We start from the raw sequence: 24,470 nt of genomic DNA, 5'->3' as shown, positions 1-24,470 counted from the left end.
GCACGCTGGGTTCTTAGGGAGACGGCACTTGGTAACAAGTGTCGTCCACCCGACAATAACTGTCAGACAGATTGTCTCTGGCAGGTATCTGGACAAAAACGTATCAGTGGCTTTGCTAATTTAGCGGTTCATGAATGACTTTAGGTATTGAAAAGTCGCTGTCTAGTTTTGGTGGTGAAATCCAAGAATAGGCGAAAATCGCCTAGGAGAGCAGTGGCAGTCTAGATAAAGGCTTACTGACTCGGTGGCTATTCAGTCATTCCTTTAGCATACAGGCTTAAGCCCTTACTTCGGTTTTAGTCTCTAGGTTAGGCAGGTTACAATGACGAAGCATTTTTCTTAGCCTTTGCTTTTTCCTCATCTTTTTTAGCTTGAGTATTTAACTCCTTATTAATTTCTCTTGCTTTTTTAAACCATCTAGTTGAATTATAGGTTAGCTTTATATTTGGGTAGTTATGCCAACGTTGCACTGTAATATGCTGTGAATTATTTAACCAAAAATGATTAAAATTATGCCCTATATCGGTGCCATAACCAATTGAGTCAGTAGCAATAGCAAATTTATTTTCTATTGATTTGTCTTTCAAATACTTAGTTTTTAACCCATCAATTAAGCCATCGTAGATTTTGGCTGACGTAAAATTATTTTTATCTGATAATTTGTTAGACTCTGGTTCCCACCAAAATTCAATACTGTAAAGTCTATCATCTATAAACTGCATTTTATGAGTTTTAACTCTTACTCCATTAATCACAGGCGCTCTTGGATCATCATAAACGTATAAAACAGGTCTCTTCGAAGAACCTATAAACCATCTTTTCTCAAACCTTATATTAGATTGCTTTAGATTCTCTATTACGTCCAGGTAACTATCGACACCTACGTCATACCCAAAAAAGCTATGTAATGGTTGCACTTCTCTTCTAAATACTTTGAAATCTTCTTCCGTTGCTGGTTTACATCCGTCCTGGCTGTGTAAAACGTAATTACCCAACACATCTATTATAGATATAGCTTGATCATTTTTCTTAATTGTATAAACCAACTTACCAACATGACCTTTCGCTACATGATAAAACTCATTAGTTCTTGAATTAAGTTCTCCCCTTATTTCCTTGGGAACGTCTTTTTTACCATCATTTATTGTATAGTATTTATTTGAGTAAGCCTCCCCCGTATCTGTAATTTCAACATAATTTTCGGCATGGACTGTGCTAACCAAACAGAGAGTCAACACCAGTTTTACGATCTTCACAATAAACACCTAGTCTCCTAATATTTAAGCATAAATTTTCATAAATCTTGGCAGTTAGTTAAGGAGGAGAAAGGGATTGTGAATTACCTCAGTTTCAATCCGTTCTGTTAACCTTCGGCTTAAACTCAACAAACTCGTCAACGATATCTAAACACAGCTTACTTTTTCAGATTACTTTTGATGTGGAAAAGTTTTGGTAGCAGAATCTTAAAGGTAAAAGCACTAACTTAAAAAGGAGCATAAATAAGTCAGCTTTAGCCTCGTTAACTGGAAGAACTACTAGATGAAGAAAGTATCGCTCGTGATGGTTTAACGAACATATAAAACAAAAAAGCGAACCACTTGGGCTCGCTTTTCATTATCTGATTTTCTTAGATTCTATTACAGAAGTTCTACCGACTGTTGAGCAATCACAAACTCTTCATTCGTAGGGATAACCATTGCTACTGCACCTAACATTTCTGACTTAGCAATGATGCCGTCAGAACCGAAGCGAGCAGCTTCATTACCCACAACGTCTTCAATAAAACCAAGAACCTTAAGGTTATTTAGGATCTCGCGACGAATTGGTAGAGAGTTCTCTCCGATGCCGCCCGTGAAGATGATGCCGTCTAGAGAATCTAGCGCTGCAAGGTAAGATGCAACGTACTTCGCTACGCGGTAGGTAAATACTTCAAATGCAAGCTTGGCACCCTCGTGCCCCTCCTCCATGGCTTCTATAATGCCACGAGCATCGCTCGTTAGGCCAGACACGCCAAGGAAGCCAGATTCCTTGTTTAGAGAGTTGAATACTTGTTCTTGTGACCAACCTTTCTTAAGTAGATATTCGATAATACCTGGATCTAGGTCACCACAACGTGTACCCATCATTAGCCCAGAAAGTGGTGTGAAGCCCATTGAAGTATCAACACTGCTACCGTCTTTGATTGCACATACAGATGCGCCGTTACCTAAGTGAACAGAGATGAAACTAGATTCTTCCACTGGCTTATTCAGCATTTTTGCAGCTTCACGGCTAACGAAGTAGTGGCTAGTACCATGGAAACCGTAACGACGCACACCGAAATCTGTGTACAGTTCTTTTGCTATTGCACCAGTAAATGCGCGTTGTGGCATTGTTTGGTGGAAAGCCGTATCAAATACTGCAAATTGAGGTAGAGAAGGAAAAGCTTCAATCGCAGCACGGATGCCAATAGCACCAGCAGGATTATGAAGTGGTGCTAGGTCTGATAGACTTTCAATTTCATTTGTTACTTCTTCAGTAATACGAACAGTCTGAGTGAACTTCTCACCACCGTGAACGATACGGTGACCAATCGCCACGATATCAGCAGTGAAACCCAACTCTTCCATTAGACCAACCAATTTACCAATGGCAATTTTGTGGTGGTTATCTTCACCTTGAATGGCAATCTCAGTTTTCTCGCCTTGATATTTCCAGCTCATACGAGCATCTTCAAGACCAAAACACTCCCCTAGACCACTTAATACTGCTTCACCAGAAACAGAATCGATTACAGCAAATTTTAGGGATGAACTACCCGAGTTAATAACCAGAACAAACGAATTAGACATTGGATATGGATCCTGTTTCAGTACGAATTGGATGAAGTGTTTACTTCAATTTTAGTTAAGTCCATTATTCAATATTTTTTGAATCTTTCAACTTTTGTTTTGAAAAAATCACCAAATGAACACAATTAAGTTGACCTTAGTCATAAAACTATTTATTTCGAGAGGGAAATTAAAAAATAGTTGAATAATAAAATTAATGAACAGGTGACGAAAACAAGTGATCACGTTATTTTTAACTTGATTCCGTTAATTAGAGCAACTCGAACAAATACAGGCAACCCGCCTAGAAAACACCGCCCTTCCCTTCCGTCTGCTTATCATTACTGATAGTTTGTTGCTCGATTTCTCAATTGCTCAGTGTTTACATCAAAAAGCTCACAGGAGTTCAGAATAGTGATCCGATCTTCTTTTGATTGCCTTCGAGCACAACTCTACTAATAGATGCACTATAACGTCGCTTAGATAGCCTTTACTCTTTGTTTTAGTATCTTGTAGCACATTCTTTCAGTATAGGCTTAGAACGCGATACAGCTAAGTTTAAGCGATAACATAAGTTATAGGCGCGAAGTTTAGTTGAAGTAAGCTGGCTGCATATATCGAACCAACCAAAGCTTAAGTTCAAATAGCAGGCACAAAAAAGCCGAGCATTACGCTCGGCTTTTAAATTCAGGGTCTAGACTAACGCGTCTAGGAGACAGGTTAATTAACCTTCGCTGCGCTCTGGACGACGACCACGGTTACCACCGCCATTGCCGTTGCCATGGCCACGTTCGCCACGGAAGTTACCACGGTGATCGCCACCACGGTTACGGTCGAAACGACGTTCGCCATCACGTCCACCAGCAGAGTTACCATCGCGTGCACCGTCACGATTACCACGGTAGCCGCCACGACCGCCGTTTCCACCTTCACGGTTACCACCTTCGCGATTGCCGCCTTCACGGTTACCACGGTAGCCGCCACCATCACGACCACCACGACCGCCACCACGGTTTCCATCACGACCGCCGCCGCCACGACGAGGCTCACGGAAGTCGTTGAAATCAACAACTACAGCGCCAGCTTCTTTTTGGCGAATACGAAGCTTGCTTAGCTTACCAGCCGTTTCTGAGTTCATTGCTTTAGGCAGTTGAACGTAAGTAGAACCTTGGTCTAGCTTGATAGCACCGATAGAACCTTTAGTTAGGCCAAGTTCGTTTGCTAGTGCGCCAACGATGTCTTTAACCTGAACGCCTTGCTCACGGCCAACTTGTAGTTGGTAAGTATCCCAATCTTGAGTATTGAAGTTGCGACCACCACCGTCACGGCCGTTGTCACGATCTTCACGACGCTCTTTGCGACGGTTCTTATCACGCTCAATAGCAGCGATCATTGGGTCTTCGCCAACGTAGAATAGTGGGCTCTTACCTTGCTGACGCTTAAGAAGCATTGCAGCTAGAGTAGCAGCATCAACTTCTAGAGACTCTTGAAGCGTAGAGATAAGACCTGCAAAGTTTTCTATTGCTTTGCTTTCTTTCTCAGTTTCTAGTTCAGCACCAAGCTTAGCAACACGAGCTGCGGCTACTTGATCACGTAGCGGAAGTTGGATCTCTTCCATAGATGACTTAGTTACGCGCTCGATAGTGCGAAGCATGCGAATTTGGTTAGTGCGAACGAGTAAGATCGCTTTACCTTTACGTCCAGCACGGCCAGTACGACCAATACGGTGGATGTAAGATTCAACATCAAATGGGATGTCGTAGTTGAATACGTGAGTGATACGTGGAACATCAAGGCCACGTGCTACAACGTCAGTTGCAACTAGGATGTCGATAACACCTTGTTTGATGTGATCAACAGTGCGCTCACGTAGAGACTGAGGAATATCACCGTGCAGTGCAGCAGCTTTGAAACCACGTGCAGATAGCCAATCAGCTAGACGCTCAGTGTCTTGACGAGTACGTACGAATACGATTGACGCGTCAGTTTCTTCAGTTTCAAGAAGACGAGACATTGCTTCGTCTTTTTCTACGCCTTTAACAACCCAGTAATTCTGCGCTACTTTATCAACGGTATGATTAGTACCTGCAACATCAACTCGTGCAGGATTACGTAGGTAACGGTCAACAATAGTCTTAACCATTGGAGGCATAGTTGCAGAGAAAAGTACACGTTGTGCAGTTTCTGGAGCCTGCTCAAGAATCCAAGTTACGTCATCTACAAAGCCCATTTTCAGCATTTCATCTGCTTCATCAAGAACGAATGTATGCGCTTCATCTAGGTGTAGACGGTCACGAGTTAGTAAGTCTTTAACACGACCTGGAGTACCAACAACAATATGAGCACCGCGGCTTAAAGCGCGCATTTGGTCAACAATTGAAGCACCACCGTAGATTTCAAGAACTTTAAGGCCTTTAACATCGCGGCCAAGGTTTTTGATTTCCGCAGCAACTTGAATCGCTAGCTCACGAGTAGGAGCCATAATGATTGCTTGCGGTTTGTGTTGATTTAGGTTGATTTTGTTAAGTAAAGGCAGAGAGAATGCAGCTGTTTTACCAGTACCTGTCTGTGCTTTACCTAGTGCGTCACGGCCTTCGAGAAGAAGAGGAATAGCTGCTGCTTGGATTGGAGTTGGAGAAACGAAACCCATACTATCAAGAGCTGAAAGAATGTTATCGTTTAGGGCTAATTCATTAAATTGAATTACAGATTCGGACATTGGGATCCCACTATATATAAGTAAACAAAAGGTCCCGGGAGCTCTACCAATTCCAATACTGATCCAATCAGATACTGATTCCATTCAGAGTTACGAAGCAGTAATAAAACACTTCAAGCCATTAGGGACGTCTAAGGGAGGCGGATTATTCCCTAAATGCATAAAAAAATCCAGAAAAAATTGAAATACATCACATATTTTTCGGTTTTATACCATTATTGGCTACCATATCGTCAAAACTTGATGAACATCTCGCCACTGCTTGCTTCAATCGTCAAATTGATAGACTTAAATGAGTGCGCAATTAATTCACTCCCACTTCGGCTTTAAGTAGTAATCGAGCCTCGCAATCATTATAGTATGCTCAAGTATCCTCGTTAGATAAAAGTAAGATGTTTCAAGATAATCCTCTGCTCGCTCAGCTAAAACAGCAAATCCAAGAAACCCTCCCTAAAAAGGAAGGTACGATCAAAGCCACTGAGAAAGGGTTTGGTTTTCTCGAAGTCGATAGCAAAACAAGCTACTTCATCCCGCCTCCGTACATGAAAAAATGTGTGCATGGCGACAAAGTCATTGCCATCATTCGTACAGAGAAAGAACGCGAAGTAGCCGAGCCAGAGGAACTGGTTGAACAAGGTCTTACTCGCTTCATCGCACGAGTTAAGCTTTTTAAAGGCCGACTGAACGTTGTTCCTGATCACCCGCAACTGAAAAAGCTGCAACTTAAAGCGAAAGCAATGAAGGGATTAAACCCTGAAACGCTAAAAGAAGGTGACTGGGTTGTTGCTCACATCGTTCAGCACCCATTAAAAGGTGACAACGGCTTTCTGGCTCAGATCTCCGAAAAAATCACAGACGCTGATGATAAGATCGCTCCTTGGTGGGTTACGCTGGCACAAAACGATCTACCAAACAGTGAGCCTGCAGGCATCGACAACTGGCAGATCAATGATGACGCCGATCTTGAACGTGTAGATATGACTCACGTACCTTTTGTGACTATCGATGGCGAAAGCACAAAAGATATGGACGATGCACTTTACGCGAAAAAGAAAGAGAACGGCGATTTTGAACTGACTATCGCGATTGCTGATCCTACGGCTTACATCTCTCCAGATGACGCAATGGATAAAGTAGCTCGTGAGCGTGGTTTCACGATTTACCTTCCAGGTCGTAACATCCCAATGTTGCCTCGAGATCTCGCAGACAACCTATGTTCTCTTATCGAGAATGAAATTCGCCCTGCTCTATGTTGCACAGTAACAGTATCTAAAGATGGCGTTATTGGCGACGACATCAACTTCTTCGCTGCAAACATCAAGTCTCACGCTCGTCTTGCCTACGACAACGTATCAGACTGGCTAGAAACCGGCGCATCAGAGAGGTGGCAACCATCAGAAGAAATCGCTGCGATTGTTTCTGACTTACACCAATTCGCTCAAGCACGTTCAGCCTGGCGCTCAGCAAACGCAGTTGTGTTCCCTGACCGTCCCGATTACCGCTTTGAACTTAGCGAAGATAATGATGTTGTTGCTATTCATGCAGACATGCGTCGTAGCGCGAACAAGTTAGTTGAAGAGTCTATGATCAGCGCAAACATCTGTGCAGGTCGAGTATTAAAAGAAAGCTTCAACCAAGGTGTGTTTAACTGCCATTCTGGTTTCAAGGCTGAGAAAGTCGCTGACGTGCTTGAGCTAGTAAACCCGCAAACGGAAACACCATTCACTGAAGAGCAAATCGTTTCTCTAGAAGGTTTTGCTACTCTACGTCGTTGGTTGGGTTCTTTGGACAACAGCTACTACGACAACCGTATTCGTAAATTCCAAGCGTACAGCGAAATCAGCGATGAGCCTGCGCCGCACTACGCGATGGGTTTAGACATTTACGCAACTTGGACTTCTCCAATCCGTAAATACGGTGACATGATTAACCACCGTATGCTTAAAGCGCACATTTTAGGTAAAGCGCCAATTCAAACACCGGATGAAACCATCGGTGATGAGCTTGCCTTACACCGCCGTCACCACGGTATGGCAGAGCGCAATGTAGGCGATTGGTTATATGCTCGTACTCTAGCGAATGCTCCAGCAGATGAAACTCGCTTCCAAGCAGAGATCTTCGACATTAACCGTGCAGGTATGCGTGTGCGCCTGCTCGAAAATGGTGCCGCTGCATTTATCCCTGGTTCTCTTATTATTGATAATAAAGAAAGAATCGAATGCAACAGTGATATGGGCACTGTATCTGTCGATAAAGAAATGGTATACAAACTGGGAGATATTTTAGAAGTAGTTCTCTCTGAAGTTAATCAGGAAAACCGTAACTTAGTAGCAAAACCTACTCAAGTTTTTGCAGACTTACCTAACGAACCTGAAACGACCAATGGAACAGAAGCTTAAATTCTTCTGAGTTCAACCTTCTAAAGGCGCTAATTGTTAGCGCCTTTTTTGTAAATGTCTCATGCTTAAACAATACTTAAAAAAGCAATCAATAAGCAATCAAATTACAACCTCAAAGAAGCACGCTATGCCATCAATCACTATTACTCAGTTTAGCAATTTTATCCCCAGAAAACGGGAGCGTTACCCCATTTCAAAAAACGGTATCTTCATGGTATCGAAGGGCAGTATTTCTTTCATGCTGCCTAACGGCACTGAAGCCTCGTTACAAGCTGGCGATTTCACACTTTACAATTCTGGTCAGATTAAAGACATCACAGTTAACACTGAAAATGGTGAATTCAGCGCAACCTGCTTAGATTTTGACTCGGCTATTTACCAAAATTTCATCAATCAGTTCAGCGATTTAGACTCGGCTCAACTCCCAGGCAAGTACCTTAAGTTCAATCAAACTGACACTGAGATCTTTCATTTAAAAGAGCTGATCATATCGCTTGCTGACTCGGCTTCTCAAAATGACTATGCACTTGTTCAACTGAGTTTGGCTCTATTATCCCTAATGGTAGAGAAGTACCCTGCATTACTAGTCCTCATTGCACGAGCTTCCAGTTTAACAGTGGTGCAAAAGGTTATACATTACATCGAGCAGAACATTGAAAACAACATTTCGTTAGAATCACTAGCCAGTTACATGGAGATGTCCCCTGCCACTCTGAAACGCCGCTTGTCTGCTGAAAATCTGTCGTTTTCAAATCTACTGAAGATAAAGCGAATTGCCCATGCTGCAACACAACTCAGAACATCGAATAAGTCGATTACTCAAGTAGCCTATGAGTCTGGCTTTAAAAGTGCAGCTCACTTCAGTACCGCATTTAAAACACATCACGGTCAAACACCAAAAGATTTCCGAGCAGTAATAGCGCAAGCACAACTGCAAAAAATAAAACCGTGAGTCTAAAAATGATACTGGACGTATTCGCTGGAAGTGTCTTAATTAAAAGCTTATGCAGACAATTCCACTCTGGCATTACACCATCAAAAAGCAAAAGAGTTATGACCAGAAGTACGATTTAGGATCTTTTTCTATTTCAGTTAGAATTGCATCAAGATCCTTCGATTTAGGAAGATAGGGATAAGGTCCCCAATTCACTGAATCTGTTTCCGTATCATCTTCAAGTGGCACTGTCACCCACCAACAAGATAGCGACTCATCAAAGGTAACGCGGGCGATCTCATTTATATAATAGCTATGAGATGAATCAAGCAAGTAATACGCCTGAGAAAACAGTACACCTCTCTCACACTCTTCATATAGAGACTTGCCTAGCTCTACGGGTAAGCTGCAATTTCGAGAAGTACAGATCCTTTCAGCCCCAATTAAAAGACGATTCCGCTCTATATGAATGACGGACATAACACCCCTTGTAACTTCATAGAAACTTCTAAGTAGTGAATTCCTCTACTTAGCTTAGGACTCAACAAACATTTTAGCGAACAAACGCAATAAAAATACCCGCCCTGCTCCCAGAAACGAATCTTGCTTTCGTAAACCCAGAAAGCTATCACTCATCAAGCAAACAGCTATACGTCGAGCAAATGGAATTTCACAAAAGCGTCACATAACCGACTTATCATGCTCTACATATATTATTCACTAGGAGTTGTTTATGTTACGAGTCGCGCTTGCCTCTCTTTTGTCCTTGGCCCTATCTTCTCAAGCCGCTTTTGCACAAGAAACCAATATTTCGGGGTCCACTTCGGTGTCACGAGTGATGGATGTATTAGCTGAGGAGTACAACAAGACTCACCCTAATAACTATATTGCGGTTCAGGGGATTGGTTCCACAGCTGGTATTACCATGGTTGATAAAGGTGTGTCTGACATCGGTATGAGCTCACGCTACTTAACCGAGCTTGAACAAAACGAGAAGTTGACGGTATTTCCAATTGCCTTTGACGGCCTGGCCGTGGTGACCAACCGTTCAAACTCTGTGAGTAACGTTACTCGCGATCAGTTGTTCGATATCTACAAAGGAAAAATCACTAACTGGAAAGCCGTAGGGGGAGCAGATAAACCTATCGCAGTTGTGACTCGCGAAGCGTCTTCTGGTTCACGCTACAGCTTCGAGAGCTTACTTGGTTTAACGAAAATCATTAATGACCGCCTAGTGTCTGACATCAACCCAAATAACTTGGTTGTGAACAGCAACAGCATGGTGAAAACGATTGTTAACCATAACCCACACGCCATTGGTTTTATCTCTGTTGGTTCTGTTGACCGCTCGATTAAAGCAATCACATTTGAAGGCGTAGAGCCAACATCTAAGAACATTGCCAATCACAGCTATGAATTGGCTCGCCCATTCTTGTTGCTGCACAAAACAGACTCTGTTTCTGAAGAAAGCCAAGATTTCATCAAATTCGTGACATCGAAACGCGGGCAAGATCTTATCGAAGAGTACGGCTACATACGCATTAAGTAAGCGAAATGCTTTTAGTGATGTTATTAATGATGCTGGCAAGATCGATTTGATATGGCACAAACACAAAGAGAGAGCCTTACGCTCTCTCTTTATTTAGGAATCTATAGATATCGCTTAGAAGTGAAGTTGAATCACCGAAACGATAACAGCACCTGGACGACGAATGCCTTCGATCTCTACACGAATTTCGCGTTCAATTTCTAGGCCTTTGTTAATTGGCGTCACTTTTGTTAGCGTACTTTTAGCACGAACGTTACTGCCTGACTTTACAGGGTATGGGAAACGTACTTGGTTAAGACCAATGTTTACAACCATCTTCGCTGTCGGGAATTGAGACTTATCAGGGTCAACACTGTCAGTTAGTCTAGGAAGCAGTGACAAGGTTAAAAAACCATGTGCAATAGTTGTTTTGAACGGAGAATCTGTTTCTGCTTTAGTAGGCTCAGTGTGAATCCACTGCATATCTTCTGTCACAAGCCCGAACTGGTTAATACGCTCTTGACTTACATTGATCCAGTCGCCAGTATGAATGACTTGCCCGATTTTCTGGTTAAGCTCATCAAACACAAGCTGCGCTTCTGGCTTTAACACGATCGGCTGTTCTATCGGCATCTCTGGTGTATCTTCATTTACTGCAGGTTTATGGTGATCACGAACCCACGCAAAGAAATGGCTATTTTGCGTACGATTAAGAAAGTCGTCCCAGTAATCTCTAAGAGCTGGAGACATCCATTGCATAAACTCTGAGTGTTGCGAAGACATGCTATCGCCTCGGTGTTTAAATAAATCAATGACTTTCATCAGAACCTCAATTCACAAAAAATTCAATACAATCCGTTAATTTTGAAACACTTCACATTATTGTGCAAACATTTTCGAGCATACAACCGTTAGCTCAACATTGTTTTTTAATTTTAAAACAACCACTTATAAATAAAACATCATTTTATTAGACAATCCCAATTAGAGTGTTAGTTCCGTCACATAACAAACATTTTGTTATATAAACAAGACTTGCCATTCCAAATATGAATAAAAAAGACCTAGCTCTACACTAAGTCTTAATTTTTATATATGAATAACTCGTTTATTCATCATCGAGTGGAATCAACTTGGTATTGCCACCGTGTGCTTTTTCACGCTTACGTTGCACGAATGCGTAGAAACCTGGTATTAAGAACGTACCTGCCAGTAACACACATAGCAGACCACCAATCAGTGAGATGCCTAAAGAGTTCTGGCTCACGTGCCCGGCACCCGCAGCGAAGATCAGTGGGAAAATACCTAAGATGAACGACCAAGACGTCATGTTCACAGCACGGAAACGTAGCGTACCGCCCTTCACCGCCGCATCTTCAATCGGTGCGTCTTTCTCTTCACGCTCTACTTTTGCAAATTCCACAATCAAGATTGCGTTCTTCGCGGCCAAGGCTATTAAAAGAACCAAACCAATTTGTGCATAGAGGTTCAACGGTGTACCTGTCAGGTTCAACGCTAAGAAGGAACCTAAGGTTGCAACCGGTACCACTAAGATAATCGCGATCGGGATTGTCCAACTCTCGTATTGAGCCACCATAAACAGGTAAATGAAAATCAGAGCCAGTGCGAAAGCAAAGATAGCTTGGTTACCGGCTAGTACTTCTTGGTAAGCCATGCCTGTCCATTCATACTGATAACCCTGAGGTAAGACTTCTGCGGCTACACGTTCCATTGCAGCAATCGCATCACCGCTTGAATAACCCGGCGCTGGTTGGCCTTGGATCACGGCACTGCGGTACATGTTGTAACGCCATGCGACATCTGGTTCAAAGATCTGGTCGTAAGTCACAAGCGTACTTAGCGGGATCATCTCGCCATTAGACGAACGTACATGGAATCGTTGTAGGTCATCCATGCTGCTACGGTGTTCACTGTCAGCTTGCATGGTTACGCGGAAGTTCTTACCAAACATGGTGAAATCATTCACGTACAGCGAACCAAGATTACCTTGCAGAGTTTGGAAAATTTCCGACAATGGAATACCTAACTGTTGTGCTTTCTCACGGTCGATATCGACATAGTAGTGAGGAACGTTGGCACGGAAAGTACTGAACGTATGTGAAACCTCAGGCTGTTTGTTCGCCTCAGCAATCACGTCATTCATTACCATCGCCAGGTCAGTTCGGCTACGCCCTAATGTATCTTCTAGAACAAACTCAAATCCAGACGCTGCACCCATGCCCGGCACTGCAGGAGGCCCCATGGCAAACACAATAGCTTGAGGCAGTTCAGTCGCTGCTCGGCCATTAATACGTTGTGAGATAGCCTGCGCAGAATGCTGACCATCCAATGCGTTACGCATGTCCCAATCGTGAAGCTTGATGAACATCGACGCACCATTTGAAGCAGAAGCGCCCGTCATGAATGCGTAGCCGTTCACCAGTGTCACACCATAAACTCCCGGTTCTTGCTCAACCATCTCTAGCAATTGCTCGGTGACATCTTCTGTACGAGACAGTGATGCCGCGTCAGGAAGCTGCACGTTAACCAGCAAGATGCCTTTATCTTCTTGAGGTACAAATGCCGTAGACGTGGTTTTCGCGAAGTAAGTAACAGCCGCCAAAGCAACAACGAAGAAAGTGAACAGCAGAACGCCTTTCTTGACTAAGAAACCTGCAACTTGACCGTATTTGTTAGTTACGGATTCAAGACCACGGTTAAACGCTTGATACCAACGTGCTGTGTTACCACCGCCCTGTTTAAGAACCAATGAACACAGTGCTGGTGACAACGTTAGAGCGTTAATAGAAGAGATAACAACTGCAATACAGATAGTCAGAGCGAACTGACGATACATGATGCCGGTAATACCTGGCAGCATCGCGACTGGAATGAATACCGCTAACAGTACCAAAGTAGACGTAATAATCGGACCCGTTACTTCTTTCATCGCGATAAGCGTGGCTTTACGTGGTGAAATCGTTGGATCTTTTGCCATTGTGGTATCAACGTTTTCAATAACCAAGATCGCATCATCGACTACGATACCAATCGCCAATATCAAACCAAACAGGGTTACCGTGTTAATGGTAAAACCCGTCATCTGCATAACAGCAAAAGTACCAATCAAAGATACGGGAATCGCGACCACAGGAATCAAGGTCGCACGAGCACTACCCAAGAACAGGTACGTCACCGCAATAACCAGTAAGATAGCTTCGATCAACGTTTTTACTACCCCTTTGATCGATTCAGCAACGAACAGTGTGGTGTCATAACTCGCTTCATAAGCAAAGCCTTCAGGGAAGTTCTTACTTAGATTATCTAGCATCGCCATTACCGCTTGGCCACTTTCCAGCGCATTCGCGTCTGACTGAAGTGACAGTGCTACGATTGAAGCGTCTTGACCACGGTATTTACCATTGCCATCGTAGAACTTTTTACCAAGCTCAACACGCGCCACGTCTTTTAAATAAACCGTCGAACCGTCTTGATTTGCGCGAAGCACTACATTTTCAAACTCATCAGCCGTTTCTAGTCGGCCTTTTGTTACCAAGTTGAACTGCACTTCTTGCGCGTTGTTATAAGGTGCTGCGCCAATACGGCCAGCCGCTACCTGAACGTTCTGTTCTGCCAACGCACGATTCACATCAGAGGTGGTGATATTGAGGTTAGCCATTTTTTCAGGATCTAACCAAACACGCATTGCGTATTCACCACCACCCAGTACATTCACCTCACTAATACCAGTAACACGCGCTAACTGGTCTTTAACGTTTAAGTTGATGTAGTTGATAAGAAACTGGTCGTCGTACTCACCGTTTGGCGAATAGAAATTCAATACCATCAACAGGTCAGGTGAACGCTTCTTAACCGTTACACCTACCATTCTAACTTCTTGTGGAAGCTTCGATTCGATTTGAGCCACTCGGTTTTGAACGTTGACCTGAGCCATATCTGGATCAGTACCAACATCAAAGGTCACGTTAAGGTTGAATGAACCATCGTTCGCACTTTTGGAAGACATATAGATCATATCTTCTACACCGTTAACCGACGTTTCTATGGGGTCAGCTATCGCCTGTTCCACCACTTCAGCACTGGCACCTGCGTAGAATGCCGATACACTGACCGATGGGGGGCTAATTTTTGGATATTCGGCCACTGGTAAGATAGCGAGAGAGATCGCACCCGCCAGCGTTAATATTATGGATATGACAAGGGCAAACTTAGGCCTTTGAATAAAGAAACGACTTAACATAAATAGCCCCCTTACTCAGCTTGTTCAGCAGAAGCTTGAATGCGAACAGACATACCGTTACGCACACGCTGTAAGCCTTGAGTGATGACCGCATCATCCCTCTCTAGTCCAGAGCGAACAATCACGCCACCTTCAACCTGGCGACCCATCTCGATGTTTCTACGCTCAGCAACGGGTTCAGCTTCGCCTTCAACCAATACCATCACGAAGTCACCTTCGAGGTCGGTCTGCACTGCGCGACGAGGAATGGTCACTACATCAATAGATTGTTTTTCACGTAGATCAACACGAACGTGTTGTCCTGGAAGTAGTTGTTGATTCGGGTTATCAGCAATCGCGCGCATCGCGATCGTACCAGTATTGAGGTTGATACGGTTACCCAAGAAGTCAAGCTGACCTAGGTGTTCGAACGCTTCACCATTCTCAAGCATGATCTGAACTTCCACTCGCTCACTGTCACCAGTACCGTCACCTTCAATACGATCCATACCTAGCTCGATACGCTCACGCTCACTAATGCTGAACGATGCATGGATTGGGTCTAAGCTAACTAAAGTCGTTAATACGCCGGAAGATGGAGAAACTAGGTCACCCGTGCTGACTTTGGTATCACTAATACGTCCAGAGAAAGGCGCAACAATCTTAGTATGAGAAAGCTGAACGTTAGCAGCATTTAACTGAGCTTGACCAGCTTCAAGCTGTGCTTGAGAACCTAACAAGTTTGCAGTTAAAGCATCGAATTCCGATTGAGAAATACTGCCTTTAGGAAGTAGGTTCTTACCACGGTTAAAATCTAGCTCAGCCTTCTTAAGATTGGCGTTAGCTTGAGCAACAGCCGCTTTAGCACTTGCGACTTCAGCTTCAAATGATGAAGGCTCAATCGAGTAAAGCAGTTGCCCTTTTTCGACCATTTGACCTTCGTTGAAATGGCGGCTTTGCAGGTAGCCAGAGACTTGTGCAGTAATTGCCGTGTCTTCAACCGCTTCAATACGACCGATGTACGACTTACTTTGTTGGTGAGAAACGACGCTAACATCCTGTACAGCTACGAGAGGTAATGGCGCTTGCTTGGCATTTTGAGCATCTTGCCCACACCCAGCAAGAATAAGAGAGCTTGCAAGAGCCGTAAGGATTAACTTTTTACGCATGGTTATACCGTCACTTATGAGAAATTGAACAGCATAAAAGTTACGTAACACAAATGTCTAAAATGTCCGAGGAGTATCAATTATCACTTGAAAAGTGTTTCAACGTGTAACGGGCAACCTGATGCTTATAAAACACTTACAAATAGATAACAAATTTGCCTCAAATGAACCTTTCTCGCGCTTAGTAACTAGGTGTTTTGACTAACATCATGTATCTTCCAACATAAGCATTCATATTTAATTACTTAAGGTAATTCTCATGATTTCAAAATGGGCTAAACGTTTCTATCAAATGGCAGAGCTGGTTGGCTCTTGGAGTAAAGATCCATCCACTCAAGTTGGTGCTGTCATCACCAAACACAACCGTATCGTTTCAGTAGGCTTTAACGGCTACCCTCATGGCGTATCTGATAGTGCTGATACTGATGATCGTGAAATGAAATACCTAAAAACGTTGCATGCAGAAGAAAACGCAATCTTGTTCGCTAAGCGTGATTTAGACAGTTGTGAAATCTGGGTGACTCACTTCCCTTGTCCAAACTGTGCTGCAAAGATCATCCAAACGGGTATCTCCGCGGTTCACTGTCCTGAGCAAAGTGAAGACTTCCTTTCTCGTTGGGGAGATAAAATCAAAGTTAGCCAAGATATGTTCGAACAAGCTGGCGTGCAAGTCGATTGGTTGCCAATTGCTGACTTAGACTAATCTCGATTGATTAGAAACAGACAAAAAAGCCGAGAGTCGATTATATCGCTCTCGGCTTTCTTTTTATTCGGCTAATTTCATTCACAAAAACGAGGATTAAGCGGTAACAGGAAACTCTTCAGCGTACGCTTCCATAAAATCTTTGCGAATATCTTGCTCTAGGTGGACCGCTTTTTCGGTTGGGCAGAAAATCATAAAGTGAACTTCTTGCTCACCCGTAGGGCTGCTAGTGATGTGGATATGAGGTTCTGAGCCTGGAAGATCGACACCTGCGTGTTTCTCAATCATACCGTTATAACGACGCGCAACATCAATAAACTCTTCACAATGCTCTTCAATTTTAACGGTAAGATCCGGCAACATAGGATACAAGTTGACAAAGTCCCTCACCGTCACTGAAAAATTATGATAGACGTACCGCTTCATGAAATTAAGGTTCTTCACGGGATAAGTGAAAAACATACTGTTGGGTAGTGTTGCTGTCTTACCTGTGAAGTGATATTGCCCATGATAAAGATCAATTTCCTGGATCACAGTCGCCATCAGATTATGCTCTATCACCTCACCACTTATTTTCCCTACCTCAATCCAATCACCGATTCGAAATGAACGTGAGCTTGCCCGTTGAATTGAGCCAGTGAAGCACAAGATAATCTCTTTCGAGGCTACAACGATCGCGACAGCAATAGCGGTTACCGACAGTGCAAATTCGCTGATTTCAGATTTCCATAAAACAAACATCGTAAACACAACCACGGCAACCGTACCGTTCTTAGTTCGTGACATCCAATTACGTTGGTCTTCGCTTAGAAAAGCAACATCACCTCGAATTTGAGACAAAGTGATTCGGCGAATGATCAAAATAATGCAAATGATCAGAGCACTAAAAATAAACTTATGAGTGAGTAGGAAGTCTATTACTTGCCACATCTTTTCCATTACTTATCCCTTTAGCATTACAACGATTAGCGAAAAACTGCGCTATGAAAAAGCACTCAATTGTAGAACGCTCTTTCATGCTGATATCAGCTATTAGGCTATCATTTTATCTTGGCAGAAGTAATAAACTGGCCAAAAGTTTCACACCAAATCACTACGGTATTAAATCTATTAAAATCAACACCTTCGGGAAGCTCTACCATAAATCGGTCGAATGTTTTCACATCTCCGACTTTAAGTAACTTGCTCTTGCTGTCATTGAAGGCTTGCTCAGTTTCAATAAACTTAGGTGAGAGATAAACCTTGTAGTCAGGCCCCGGAGCCAATTCGCCTTCAAACGCAATCGCACTTTCAGACACCGAGACGATGCCCACTCCCCAATGCAAGAAATCACTGTCTTGGCGATCTTTGCTAAATTCGCCCGTATAAATAGCTTGTTGTGAGATAGCTTCAACTGAACTCGAAGATGGAGAATCAGGCTCAATTAAGATAGGTAAGGCGTAAACACCAAGCCCAAAACCAACAACACCCACGGCTAGGTGGGTGCAAAGTAAAACTAACTTTTTCATCGCGTACTCCCTTATACTTAAAGAGAGTATTATTGAATAGTCCCAAAAATACAAAGAGATATCGCGTTATAAGCTGCTATTTTTGGTAGTACAAAGCAGTACGTTGAGACAGCTCAACAATCACTTTCACTGCCTGTTCCATACCTTGAATGGTAATGAACTCATGAATACCGTGGAAGTTATAACCGCCAGTAAAGATATCCGGGCAGGGTAAACCCATGAATGATAGGCGAGCACCGTCTGTACCGCCTCGAATAGGCTTGATCATTGGCTCAACATCGCACTCAATCATTGCTTGCTTCGCCAACTCAATAATATGTTGATGCGGCTCAACCATCTCTTTCATATTAAAGTAGCCGTCTGTTAGCACTAACTCGACACGACCTTTCTCAAGACGCTCGTTCAGTTCATCCACTTTCTGCTGCATGAATATCTTACGCGCTTCTACGCCATCACGCTCAAAATCACGGATGATGTAACCCAGTTCAGAGCGAGCCACGCCCATTTCAGCCGATTTCAGATGATAAAAACCTTCATAACCTTCGGTGCATTCTGGTGTTTCTTGCGTTGGCATCATCAGTTGGAATTGCGCCGCTATATTCATCGAGTTCACCATTTTACCTTTTGCGGTACCCGGGTGAACGTTCACGCCATGACAGATAACGTCAGCGCTCGTGGCATTGAAGTTCTCAAATTCAAATTCCCCTACTGGCCCACCGTCGATGGTGTACGCCCACTCGGCGCCAAATTGTTCAACGTCAAACAGGTTCGCACCGCGGCCAATCTCTTCGTCTGGCGTGAATCCAATGCAAATATCGCCATGTTTGATGTCTGGATTCGCTTTCAGGTAAGCAATCGCGCTGATGATTTCAGCGATGCCCGCTTTGTTATCGGCACCAAGCAGAGTCGTACCATCGGTCGTGATCAGGTCATGACCGTGCAGAGCATCGAGGTCTGGGTATTGGCTCGGGGTTAAGCACTCACCACTTGCTCCTAGTTCAATGGATCCGCCTTGGTAATCTTTAATCACCTGCGGTTTCACGTTCGCACCAGAAGCATCAGGAGCGGTATCCATGTGCGCCACAAAACCAATCGCTGGCACTGGGTAATCGACATTCGATGGCAGTTTCGCCATCAAATAGCCATTTTCATCTAAAGAAATGTTAGCTAACTCTAATTCATTCAATTCTGACTTTAAGGCTTCAGCAAACGTGGTTTGACCCGGCGAACTTGGACATAGCGGATGAGAGGGATCGGATTTGGTATCAAAAGTAACGTAATTCAGAAAGCGTTCGACAAGCTTTTCCATAATTCATCTCACCATGGATTAAGTAATTGGTTCACTGACTTAATAATAAATGTAGTTAAGTAATTTATTATTGAAGAGTTACTTACGTAGAGTCAGTCACGAGGTTTTCATCTTACGCCCCTGACCGCGTATGTAATTGCTCTAAATCATTGTTGAACGAAGTTAAATGAGCCGCCTATACTGTAAAAAGAAGGTTTCGTCAGTTACACCCTGTATAAGGATGATAAATGATGACTTTGTACGCATTCTACGCCCTCCGCTCTCAGCCTAAAAAAGTACAAAGGGGATGATGATCACGGTTTATCCTTCATGCAGTATCTGTCATACGTTACACGGAGACACAGTTATGACGATTAATAAGTATTTTATTTTCTCTCCTCAAGCCTCTGAGGAAACGCTTCAACCAATATTGACTGAGAAAGAAGTTCAAAGGCAAGAAGCTCTAAGACAGGCGCAGACCCAGGGTGGGTTAGACACAAACGCGACCTCGTAACTCAATAAAGACCCCTATAAAAAAGCTCTACGCTCTATCCTGTAGAGCTTTTTTATTTTTGATGTATTTTCATCCCCGCCCCCAACAAAAACGGATCATTAAACCTTCGCTCAATACCTCTTGTTCTTCACTTCTCGCTCACCGTTCGGCTCGTAATTTCTCGCGAATGTATTTTCACGCATGACACACGCTAGCTTATCGCGCTGAAAAATGACTCATTAAACATCCCCCAGCCATACCTTGTCGTGCAATTTTGTGCTAATAATTCATATTCGTTTTCATTCCTCACTCGCCGTCTTTTCAAATGATTTTATGCGAGTACCAGAGAACTTAACCACAGGAATCCCTAATTCAATGGAATATTCAAAACTAGGAAGTAGTCAAATTCCCGTTTCCCGTATCTGCCTTGGTAGCATGACTTGGGGGCTACAAAATACGCAACAGCAAGCCGACCAACAGATCGAATACGCATTAAGCCAAGGTATTAACTTTATCGATACGGCGGAGATGTACGCGGTTCCACCTTCTCCAGATACCTATGGCAAAACAGAAGCAATCATTGGTAACTGGTTATCGCGTAACCCACAGCGTCGCCAAGAGTTGATCATTGCGAGCAAAATTGCCGGGCCAGGGCTTCCTTGGGTTCGAGATGGTGGCCCGATAACCGGTGAAGCAGTGATTGCAGCCGTTGATGCATCATTAAAACGCCTTCAAACAGACTATATCGACCTTTATCAACTTCATTGGCCAAATCGCACCACACCTCACTTTGGCAAACATATCCCAAATCACATTCGATTCAGCGATATCGACCGAAAACAGCATGAAGCGGAGATGTTGGAGATCCTACAAGCATTAGCGAGCTGTATTAAAGCGGGTAAGATCCGCCATGTCGGTCTTTCAGATGACACCACTTGGGGCATTAACACGTATCTTAAGCTAAGTGAAAAACATGATTTGCCACGAATGGTCTCGATTCAGAATGAATTCAGCCTACTACACGCGAAAGATTGGCCATATTTAATTGAGAACTGTGTGCATGAAGACGTCGCTTACCTGCCGTGGTCACCTTTAGCCGCAGGTATGTTGAGTGGAAAGTACATTGATGGCGCAAGACCAAAAGGTAGCCGCTGGACATACATGCAGCGTAAAGGCATTTTCCGTGATACTGAATCTGCCAATGAAGCGGTTAAAGGCTATGTTGAAGTGGCAAACGCTCACGGGTTCACTCCGAGTCAGCTTGCATTAGCGTGGTGTAATCAAGTCGACGGTGTTACCTCGACCATTATTGGTGCAACCACCATGGAACAGCTTAAAGAAAACGTAGCCGCTTTCAGTAAGCCGCTTTCAGAAGAGATCCTGACTGATATCAACACGGTCTTTAAGCGCTATCCTGCTCCGTATTAGGGTGCAGTTCAGCTTAACTTAGGTGAGTGAATCCCATAAGAGCGCGCTATTTAGTGCGCTTTTCTTTTTTAAGTGGATCGCTTTTGCTTTTTATATGGATCGCATTGAGCTATCACGCTTTTGGTTATCCAACCTTTGCTCTATAATGCGCGGGCTTATATCTAGGATAAAAACATGATTTCAAAAAACCAATTAAAACTCCTTCGTGCTTTGGGCCAAAAGAAACAACGTAAAGCCCACGGCCTGTTTCTAGTTCAAGGTGAAAAGAACGTTCTTGAGCTGTTCAATAGTGACTTAGTGGTGAAGAACGTCTTTGCTACTGCTGATTTCTTATCTGAAAATCATGCTTCACTGATTGAGTTTGATTGTGTTGAAGCCTCGCTGGATGACCTCACCAAAGCGAGCACTTTGGTAAGCAACAATGCCGCGATTGCGGTTGTTGAGATCCCAACGTTTGAACTACCAGAAGCAACAGGACTGATGATTGCGCTTGATGGCGTTTCAGATCCTGGCAACCTAGGTACGATTATTCGCGTGGCAGACTGGTATGGCATTAAGCATATCATTGCGAGCAGCGATTGCGCAGACCCATACAACCCTAAAACGATCAGTGCGACCATGGGCAGCTTTGGACGTGTACACGTAAGCCAAACTGACTTGCCAGTTTACTTAGAGCAAGCGAATCTACCTGTTTACGGTGCTTTCTTAGAAGGCGAAAGTGTTCATAAGACTGAGTTTACTGCCAACGGTATTTTGTTGATGGGCAGCGAGTCTCACGGTATTCGTGACCACGCGGCTAAATACGTGACTGATAAGATTACGATTCCAGCATTCGGTGGCGCGGAGTCTTTGAACGTTGCAATGGCGACAGGTATCATTCTCGACAACATGCGTCGTCAGCACAGCTAGACCTCTAAGCTAACTAGCCAATCGACAGTGTTCAGATATTAAAAAAGGCGTATTGATTAAATCAGTACGCCTTTTTATTTGAGTTGTTTTCAACAATTACTTTTCTAGCATTGCCAACTTATCAGCTACCCCATTCCACTTTTCAGCGTCATCCATCGGTGCTGTTACTTCCGTTTGCACAGGCCAAACCTCAGCGAGCTCTGCATTCACTTCGATAAAGATCTTTTGATCTTCTGGCAACTCATCTTCTTGGAAGATCGCTTGAGCATCACATTCAGGTACACATAAGCCACAATCAATACATTCGATCGGGTTGATTACCATGAAATTTGGGCCTTCATGGAACGCATCTGCGGGGCACACGGCCACACAGTCTGTGTATTTACATTGAATACAGTTATCGCCTACGACAAATGCCATGATGCTCTGCTCTATAAGTTAGACAAAATTGAAGAATGGGGATAATACTCATCCCAAAGCAAAATTCAACATCATACGACTCTAATATCGTGTCTATTTGCTCCATGTTTCCAAATTAGTATGACAGATAAATCAATTTCTCGTAAAATGCGCGCCATTGTGAGCTTATCGCTTCTTTCAACATCAGCGTTTTCATCAAACTCTGTGTTTAGAAGTGGTCTAGCTAAGACACCTATAAAAAACGAGACATCGAAATGATACGTTTAACCGAAATTAAACTCCCACTAGACCACGAAGAGTCTGCCATTCAAGACGCGATTGAAGCGAAGCTTGGTATTAACTCTGATCAGGTACTTTCTTTTAATATCTTTAAACGTGGCTACGATGCTCGTAAGAAATCGAAGATCCTACTGATCTACACGCTGGATGTTCTTGTTGAAAACGAAGCTGAGCTGCTAGAGCAATTCATCAGTGACCCGCACGTAAAAATCACTCCAGACATGGAATACAAATTCGTTGCTAAAGCCGTTGAGAACCAAACTGAGCGCCCTGTGGTTATCGGCTTTGGCCCTTGTGGTTTGTTCGCTGGCCTAGTGCTTGCTCAAATGGGCTTCAACCCAATTATCGTTGAACGTGGTAAAGAAGTTCGTGAACGTACGAAAGATACCTTTGGTTTCTGGCGTAAGCGCGCTCTGAACACAGAATCAAACGTACAGTTTGGTGAAGGCGGCGCAGGCACATTCTCGGACGGTAAGCTGTACAGCCAAGTTAAAGATCCAAAGCACTACGGCCGTAAAGTAATTGAAGAGTTCGTTGCTGCGGGTGCACCAGAAGAAATTCTATACGTAAGTAAGCCGCACATCGGTACCTTTAAACTGGTTACCATGATCGAAAAGATGCGCGCTTCTATCATTGAACTTGGTGGCGAAATCCGTTTCAGCACTCGTGTTGACGACGTTCATATGGAAGATGGTCAAATCACTGGCCTAACGCTTTCTAACGGTGAAGAGATCAACTCTCGTCACGTGGTATTGGCTGTTGGCCACAGTGCTCGTGACACGTTTGAAATGCTGTACGATCGTGGTGTTTACATGGAAGCGAAGCCTTTCTCTGTTGGTTTCCGTATCGAACACAAGCAATCGATGATCGATGAAGCTCGTTTCGGTAAGAACGCAGGCAACCCAATCCTTGGTGCGGCGGACTACAAACTGGTTCACCACTGTAAGAATGGCCGCACTGTATACAGCTTCTGTATGTGCCCAGGCGGTACTGTAGTTGCTGCAACGTCTGAAGAAGGCCGCGTTGTAACTAACGGCATGAGCCAATACTCTCGTGCAGAGCGTAACGCAAACAGCGCAATCGTTGTAGGTATCGACCCAGAACGTGATTACCCTGGTGATGCACTGGCTGGTATCCGTTTACAGCGTGAACTAGAAAGCGGCGCTTATATTCTTGGCGGTGAAAACTACGATGCCCCAGCTCAGAAAATCGGTGACTTCTTGAAAGGTCGCGATCCAAGTGCAATCGGTGAAGTACAACCGTCATTCACGCCAGGTATCCACCTGACTGATATTTCAAAAGCGCTGCCTGATTTTGCTATTGAAGCGATTCGTGAAGCCATCCCAGCGTTCGAGAAGAAGATCAAAGGTTTCTCTACGCCGGACGGCCTATTAACCGGTGTTGAGACTCGCACGTCTTCTCCTGTATGTATCAAGCGTGGTAAAGACTACCAAAGCATCAACCTTAAGGGCTTCTTCCCTGCAGGTGAAGGCGCAGGCTACGCTGGCGGCATCCTGTCTGCTGGTATCGACGGCATTAAAGTCGCTGAAGCTTTAGCACTGTCTATGGCAGAACAGAACCAAGCTGAAAAGGTTGATATTGCTTAACTGTTAACCATAAGCCAAAACCAAAAAATCCAGTGC

The 24,470-nt window shown here is 43.8% G+C and carries 19 protein-coding genes; 8 read left to right on the top strand and 11 right to left on the bottom strand.

The annotated features are described in order from the left end of the window. Positions 1-317: 317 nt before the first annotated feature. The 3 genes from ACED48_RS02215 to ACED48_RS02205 form a co-directional block, all read right to left on the bottom strand. Positions 318-1,256, bottom strand: coding sequence for a hypothetical protein (locus tag ACED48_RS02215; protein ID WP_139151194.1), 939 nt, complete (start codon positions 1,254-1,256; stop codon positions 318-320). A gap of 381 nt (positions 1,257-1,637) precedes the next feature. Further along, complete coding sequence (locus ACED48_RS02210; RefSeq protein ID WP_017058024.1) at positions 1,638-2,831, bottom strand: acetate/propionate family kinase; 1,194 nt, start codon at positions 2,829-2,831, stop codon at positions 1,638-1,640. 703 nt (positions 2,832-3,534) lie between these two features. Continuing rightward, positions 3,535-5,613 carry a DEAD/DEAH box helicase gene (locus tag ACED48_RS02205; protein ID WP_077681346.1) on the bottom strand — a complete coding sequence of 693 codons (2,079 nt, stop codon included), beginning with the start codon at positions 5,611-5,613 and terminating at the stop codon, positions 3,535-3,537. Between the two features lie 308 nt (positions 5,614-5,921). On the opposite strand from ACED48_RS02205, the gene rnb reads away from it, so the two are divergent. Together rnb and ACED48_RS02195 are read left to right on the top strand one after the other, a co-directional pair. After that, the gene (gene rnb, locus ACED48_RS02200) at positions 5,922-7,928 is read left to right on the top strand and encodes an exoribonuclease II (RefSeq protein WP_017058022.1); all 2,007 of its coding nucleotides are present in this window, start codon (positions 5,922-5,924) and stop codon (positions 7,926-7,928) included. Between the two features lie 127 nt (positions 7,929-8,055). Further along, positions 8,056-8,880 carry a helix-turn-helix transcriptional regulator gene (locus tag ACED48_RS02195; protein WP_017058021.1) on the top strand — a complete coding sequence of 275 codons (825 nt, stop codon included), beginning with the start codon at positions 8,056-8,058 and terminating at the stop codon, positions 8,878-8,880. 99 nt (positions 8,881-8,979) lie between these two features. Here ACED48_RS02195 and ACED48_RS02190 read toward each other — a convergent pair whose 3' ends face one another. Further along, positions 8,980-9,342 carry a DUF3024 domain-containing protein gene (locus tag ACED48_RS02190; RefSeq protein ID WP_017058020.1) on the bottom strand — a complete coding sequence of 121 codons (363 nt, stop codon included), beginning with the start codon at positions 9,340-9,342 and terminating at the stop codon, positions 8,980-8,982. A gap of 253 nt (positions 9,343-9,595) precedes the next feature. Between ACED48_RS02190 and ACED48_RS02185 the strand changes: the two genes are divergently transcribed. Further along, positions 9,596-10,411, top strand: coding sequence for a phosphate ABC transporter substrate-binding protein (locus ACED48_RS02185; RefSeq protein ID WP_017058019.1), 816 nt, complete (start codon positions 9,596-9,598; stop codon positions 10,409-10,411). 114 nt (positions 10,412-10,525) lie between these two features. On the opposite strand, the gene ACED48_RS02180 is transcribed toward ACED48_RS02185, so the two are convergent. The 3 genes from ACED48_RS02180 to ACED48_RS02170 all read right to left on the bottom strand — a co-directional run bounded on the left by ACED48_RS02180 (position 10,526) and on the right by ACED48_RS02170 (position 15,799). After that, the gene (locus ACED48_RS02180) at positions 10,526-11,212 is read right to left on the bottom strand and encodes a MaoC family dehydratase (protein WP_017058018.1); all 687 of its coding nucleotides are present in this window, start codon (positions 11,210-11,212) and stop codon (positions 10,526-10,528) included. Positions 11,213-11,498: 286 nt separating this feature from the next. Further along, positions 11,499-14,651, bottom strand: a complete 3,153-nt coding sequence (locus ACED48_RS02175; RefSeq protein ID WP_017058017.1) for an efflux RND transporter permease subunit — start codon at positions 14,649-14,651, stop codon at positions 11,499-11,501. Positions 14,652-14,662: 11 nt separating this feature from the next. Further along, positions 14,663-15,799, bottom strand: coding sequence for an efflux RND transporter periplasmic adaptor subunit (locus ACED48_RS02170; RefSeq protein ID WP_017058016.1), 1,137 nt, complete (start codon positions 15,797-15,799; stop codon positions 14,663-14,665). Between the two features lie 259 nt (positions 15,800-16,058). Between ACED48_RS02170 and ACED48_RS02165 the strand changes: the two genes are divergently transcribed. Next, positions 16,059-16,502 carry a dCMP deaminase family protein gene (locus tag ACED48_RS02165; protein WP_017058015.1) on the top strand — a complete coding sequence of 148 codons (444 nt, stop codon included), beginning with the start codon at positions 16,059-16,061 and terminating at the stop codon, positions 16,500-16,502. A 96-nt stretch (positions 16,503-16,598) separates the two neighbouring features. Here ACED48_RS02165 and ACED48_RS02160 read toward each other — a convergent pair whose 3' ends face one another. From ACED48_RS02160 to pepT, 3 genes are all read right to left on the bottom strand, one after another. After that, positions 16,599-17,441: a mechanosensitive ion channel family protein gene (locus tag ACED48_RS02160; RefSeq protein WP_017058014.1), complete on the bottom strand. Its 843-nt coding sequence runs from the start codon at positions 17,439-17,441 to the stop codon at positions 16,599-16,601. A gap of 101 nt (positions 17,442-17,542) precedes the next feature. Then, positions 17,543-18,010 carry a DM13 domain-containing protein gene (locus tag ACED48_RS02155; RefSeq protein ID WP_017058013.1) on the bottom strand — a complete coding sequence of 156 codons (468 nt, stop codon included), beginning with the start codon at positions 18,008-18,010 and terminating at the stop codon, positions 17,543-17,545. Between the two features lie 76 nt (positions 18,011-18,086). Next, on the bottom strand, positions 18,087-19,319 hold the full coding sequence (gene pepT / locus ACED48_RS02150; RefSeq protein ID WP_017058012.1) for a peptidase T: 1,233 nt from the start codon (positions 19,317-19,319) through the stop codon (positions 18,087-18,089). Between the two features lie 346 nt (positions 19,320-19,665). Between pepT and ACED48_RS02145 the strand changes: the two genes are divergently transcribed. The 3 genes from ACED48_RS02145 to ACED48_RS02135 all read left to right on the top strand — a co-directional run bounded on the left by ACED48_RS02145 (position 19,666) and on the right by ACED48_RS02135 (position 22,128). Beyond that, positions 19,666-19,812 carry a hypothetical protein gene (locus tag ACED48_RS02145; protein ID WP_017058011.1) on the top strand — a complete coding sequence of 49 codons (147 nt, stop codon included), beginning with the start codon at positions 19,666-19,668 and terminating at the stop codon, positions 19,810-19,812. 354 nt (positions 19,813-20,166) lie between these two features. Next, positions 20,167-21,219 carry an aldo/keto reductase gene (locus ACED48_RS02140; protein WP_032547975.1) on the top strand — a complete coding sequence of 351 codons (1,053 nt, stop codon included), beginning with the start codon at positions 20,167-20,169 and terminating at the stop codon, positions 21,217-21,219. A gap of 174 nt (positions 21,220-21,393) precedes the next feature. Next, complete coding sequence (locus tag ACED48_RS02135; RefSeq protein WP_017058009.1) at positions 21,394-22,128, top strand: RNA methyltransferase; 735 nt, start codon at positions 21,394-21,396, stop codon at positions 22,126-22,128. A 96-nt stretch (positions 22,129-22,224) separates the two neighbouring features. Here the strand turns inward: ACED48_RS02135 and fdxA are convergent, their stop codons facing one another. Further along, complete coding sequence (gene fdxA, locus ACED48_RS02130) at positions 22,225-22,548, bottom strand: ferredoxin FdxA (protein WP_017058008.1); 324 nt, start codon at positions 22,546-22,548, stop codon at positions 22,225-22,227. Positions 22,549-22,802: 254 nt separating this feature from the next. Here fdxA and ACED48_RS02125 point away from each other — a divergent pair, with 254 nt between their 5' ends. Then, entirely contained in the window at positions 22,803-24,434 is a 1,632-nt protein-coding gene (locus ACED48_RS02125) for an NAD(P)/FAD-dependent oxidoreductase (protein WP_017058007.1), read from the top strand. Positions 24,435-24,470 lie beyond the last annotated feature (36 nt).

This window comes from Vibrio sp. 5S239, assembly GCF_041439575.1.
Lineage (GTDB): Bacteria > Pseudomonadota > Gammaproteobacteria > Enterobacterales > Vibrionaceae > Vibrio > Vibrio kanaloae.
This window is presented reverse-complemented; position numbering and strand designations above follow the sequence as displayed.

Coding starts and splice junctions, on each gene's coding strand:
- pepT (WP_017058012.1), bottom strand. CDS start 19,319: ATGGAAAAGCTTGTCGAACGCTTTCTGAATTACGTTACTTTTGATACC.
- ACED48_RS02155 (WP_017058013.1), bottom strand. CDS start 18,010: ATGAAAAAGTTAGTTTTACTTTGCACCCACCTAGCCGTGGGTGTTGTT.
- ACED48_RS02210 (WP_017058024.1), bottom strand. CDS start 2,831: ATGTCTAATTCGTTTGTTCTGGTTATTAACTCGGGTAGTTCATCCCTA.
- fdxA (WP_017058008.1), bottom strand. CDS start 22,548: ATGGCATTTGTCGTAGGCGATAACTGTATTCAATGTAAATACACAGAC.
- ACED48_RS02190 (WP_017058020.1), bottom strand. CDS start 9,342: ATGTCCGTCATTCATATAGAGCGGAATCGTCTTTTAATTGGGGCTGAA.
- ACED48_RS02170 (WP_017058016.1), bottom strand. CDS start 15,799: ATGCGTAAAAAGTTAATCCTTACGGCTCTTGCAAGCTCTCTTATTCTT.
- ACED48_RS02145 (WP_017058011.1), top strand. CDS start 19,666: ATGACGATTAATAAGTATTTTATTTTCTCTCCTCAAGCCTCTGAGGAA.
- ACED48_RS02180 (WP_017058018.1), bottom strand. CDS start 11,212: ATGAAAGTCATTGATTTATTTAAACACCGAGGCGATAGCATGTCTTCG.
- ACED48_RS02160 (WP_017058014.1), bottom strand. CDS start 17,441: ATGGAAAAGATGTGGCAAGTAATAGACTTCCTACTCACTCATAAGTTT.
- ACED48_RS02125 (WP_017058007.1), top strand. CDS start 22,803: ATGATACGTTTAACCGAAATTAAACTCCCACTAGACCACGAAGAGTCT.
- ACED48_RS02135 (WP_017058009.1), top strand. CDS start 21,394: ATGATTTCAAAAAACCAATTAAAACTCCTTCGTGCTTTGGGCCAAAAG.
- ACED48_RS02195 (WP_017058021.1), top strand. CDS start 8,056: ATGCCATCAATCACTATTACTCAGTTTAGCAATTTTATCCCCAGAAAA.
- ACED48_RS02175 (WP_017058017.1), bottom strand. CDS start 14,651: ATGTTAAGTCGTTTCTTTATTCAAAGGCCTAAGTTTGCCCTTGTCATA.
- rnb (WP_017058022.1), top strand. CDS start 5,922: ATGTTTCAAGATAATCCTCTGCTCGCTCAGCTAAAACAGCAAATCCAA.
- ACED48_RS02205 (WP_077681346.1), bottom strand. CDS start 5,613: ATGGAATCAGTATCTGATTGGATCAGTATTGGAATTGGTAGAGCTCCC.
- ACED48_RS02140 (WP_032547975.1), top strand. CDS start 20,167: ATGGAATATTCAAAACTAGGAAGTAGTCAAATTCCCGTTTCCCGTATC.
- ACED48_RS02185 (WP_017058019.1), top strand. CDS start 9,596: ATGTTACGAGTCGCGCTTGCCTCTCTTTTGTCCTTGGCCCTATCTTCT.
- ACED48_RS02165 (WP_017058015.1), top strand. CDS start 16,059: ATGATTTCAAAATGGGCTAAACGTTTCTATCAAATGGCAGAGCTGGTT.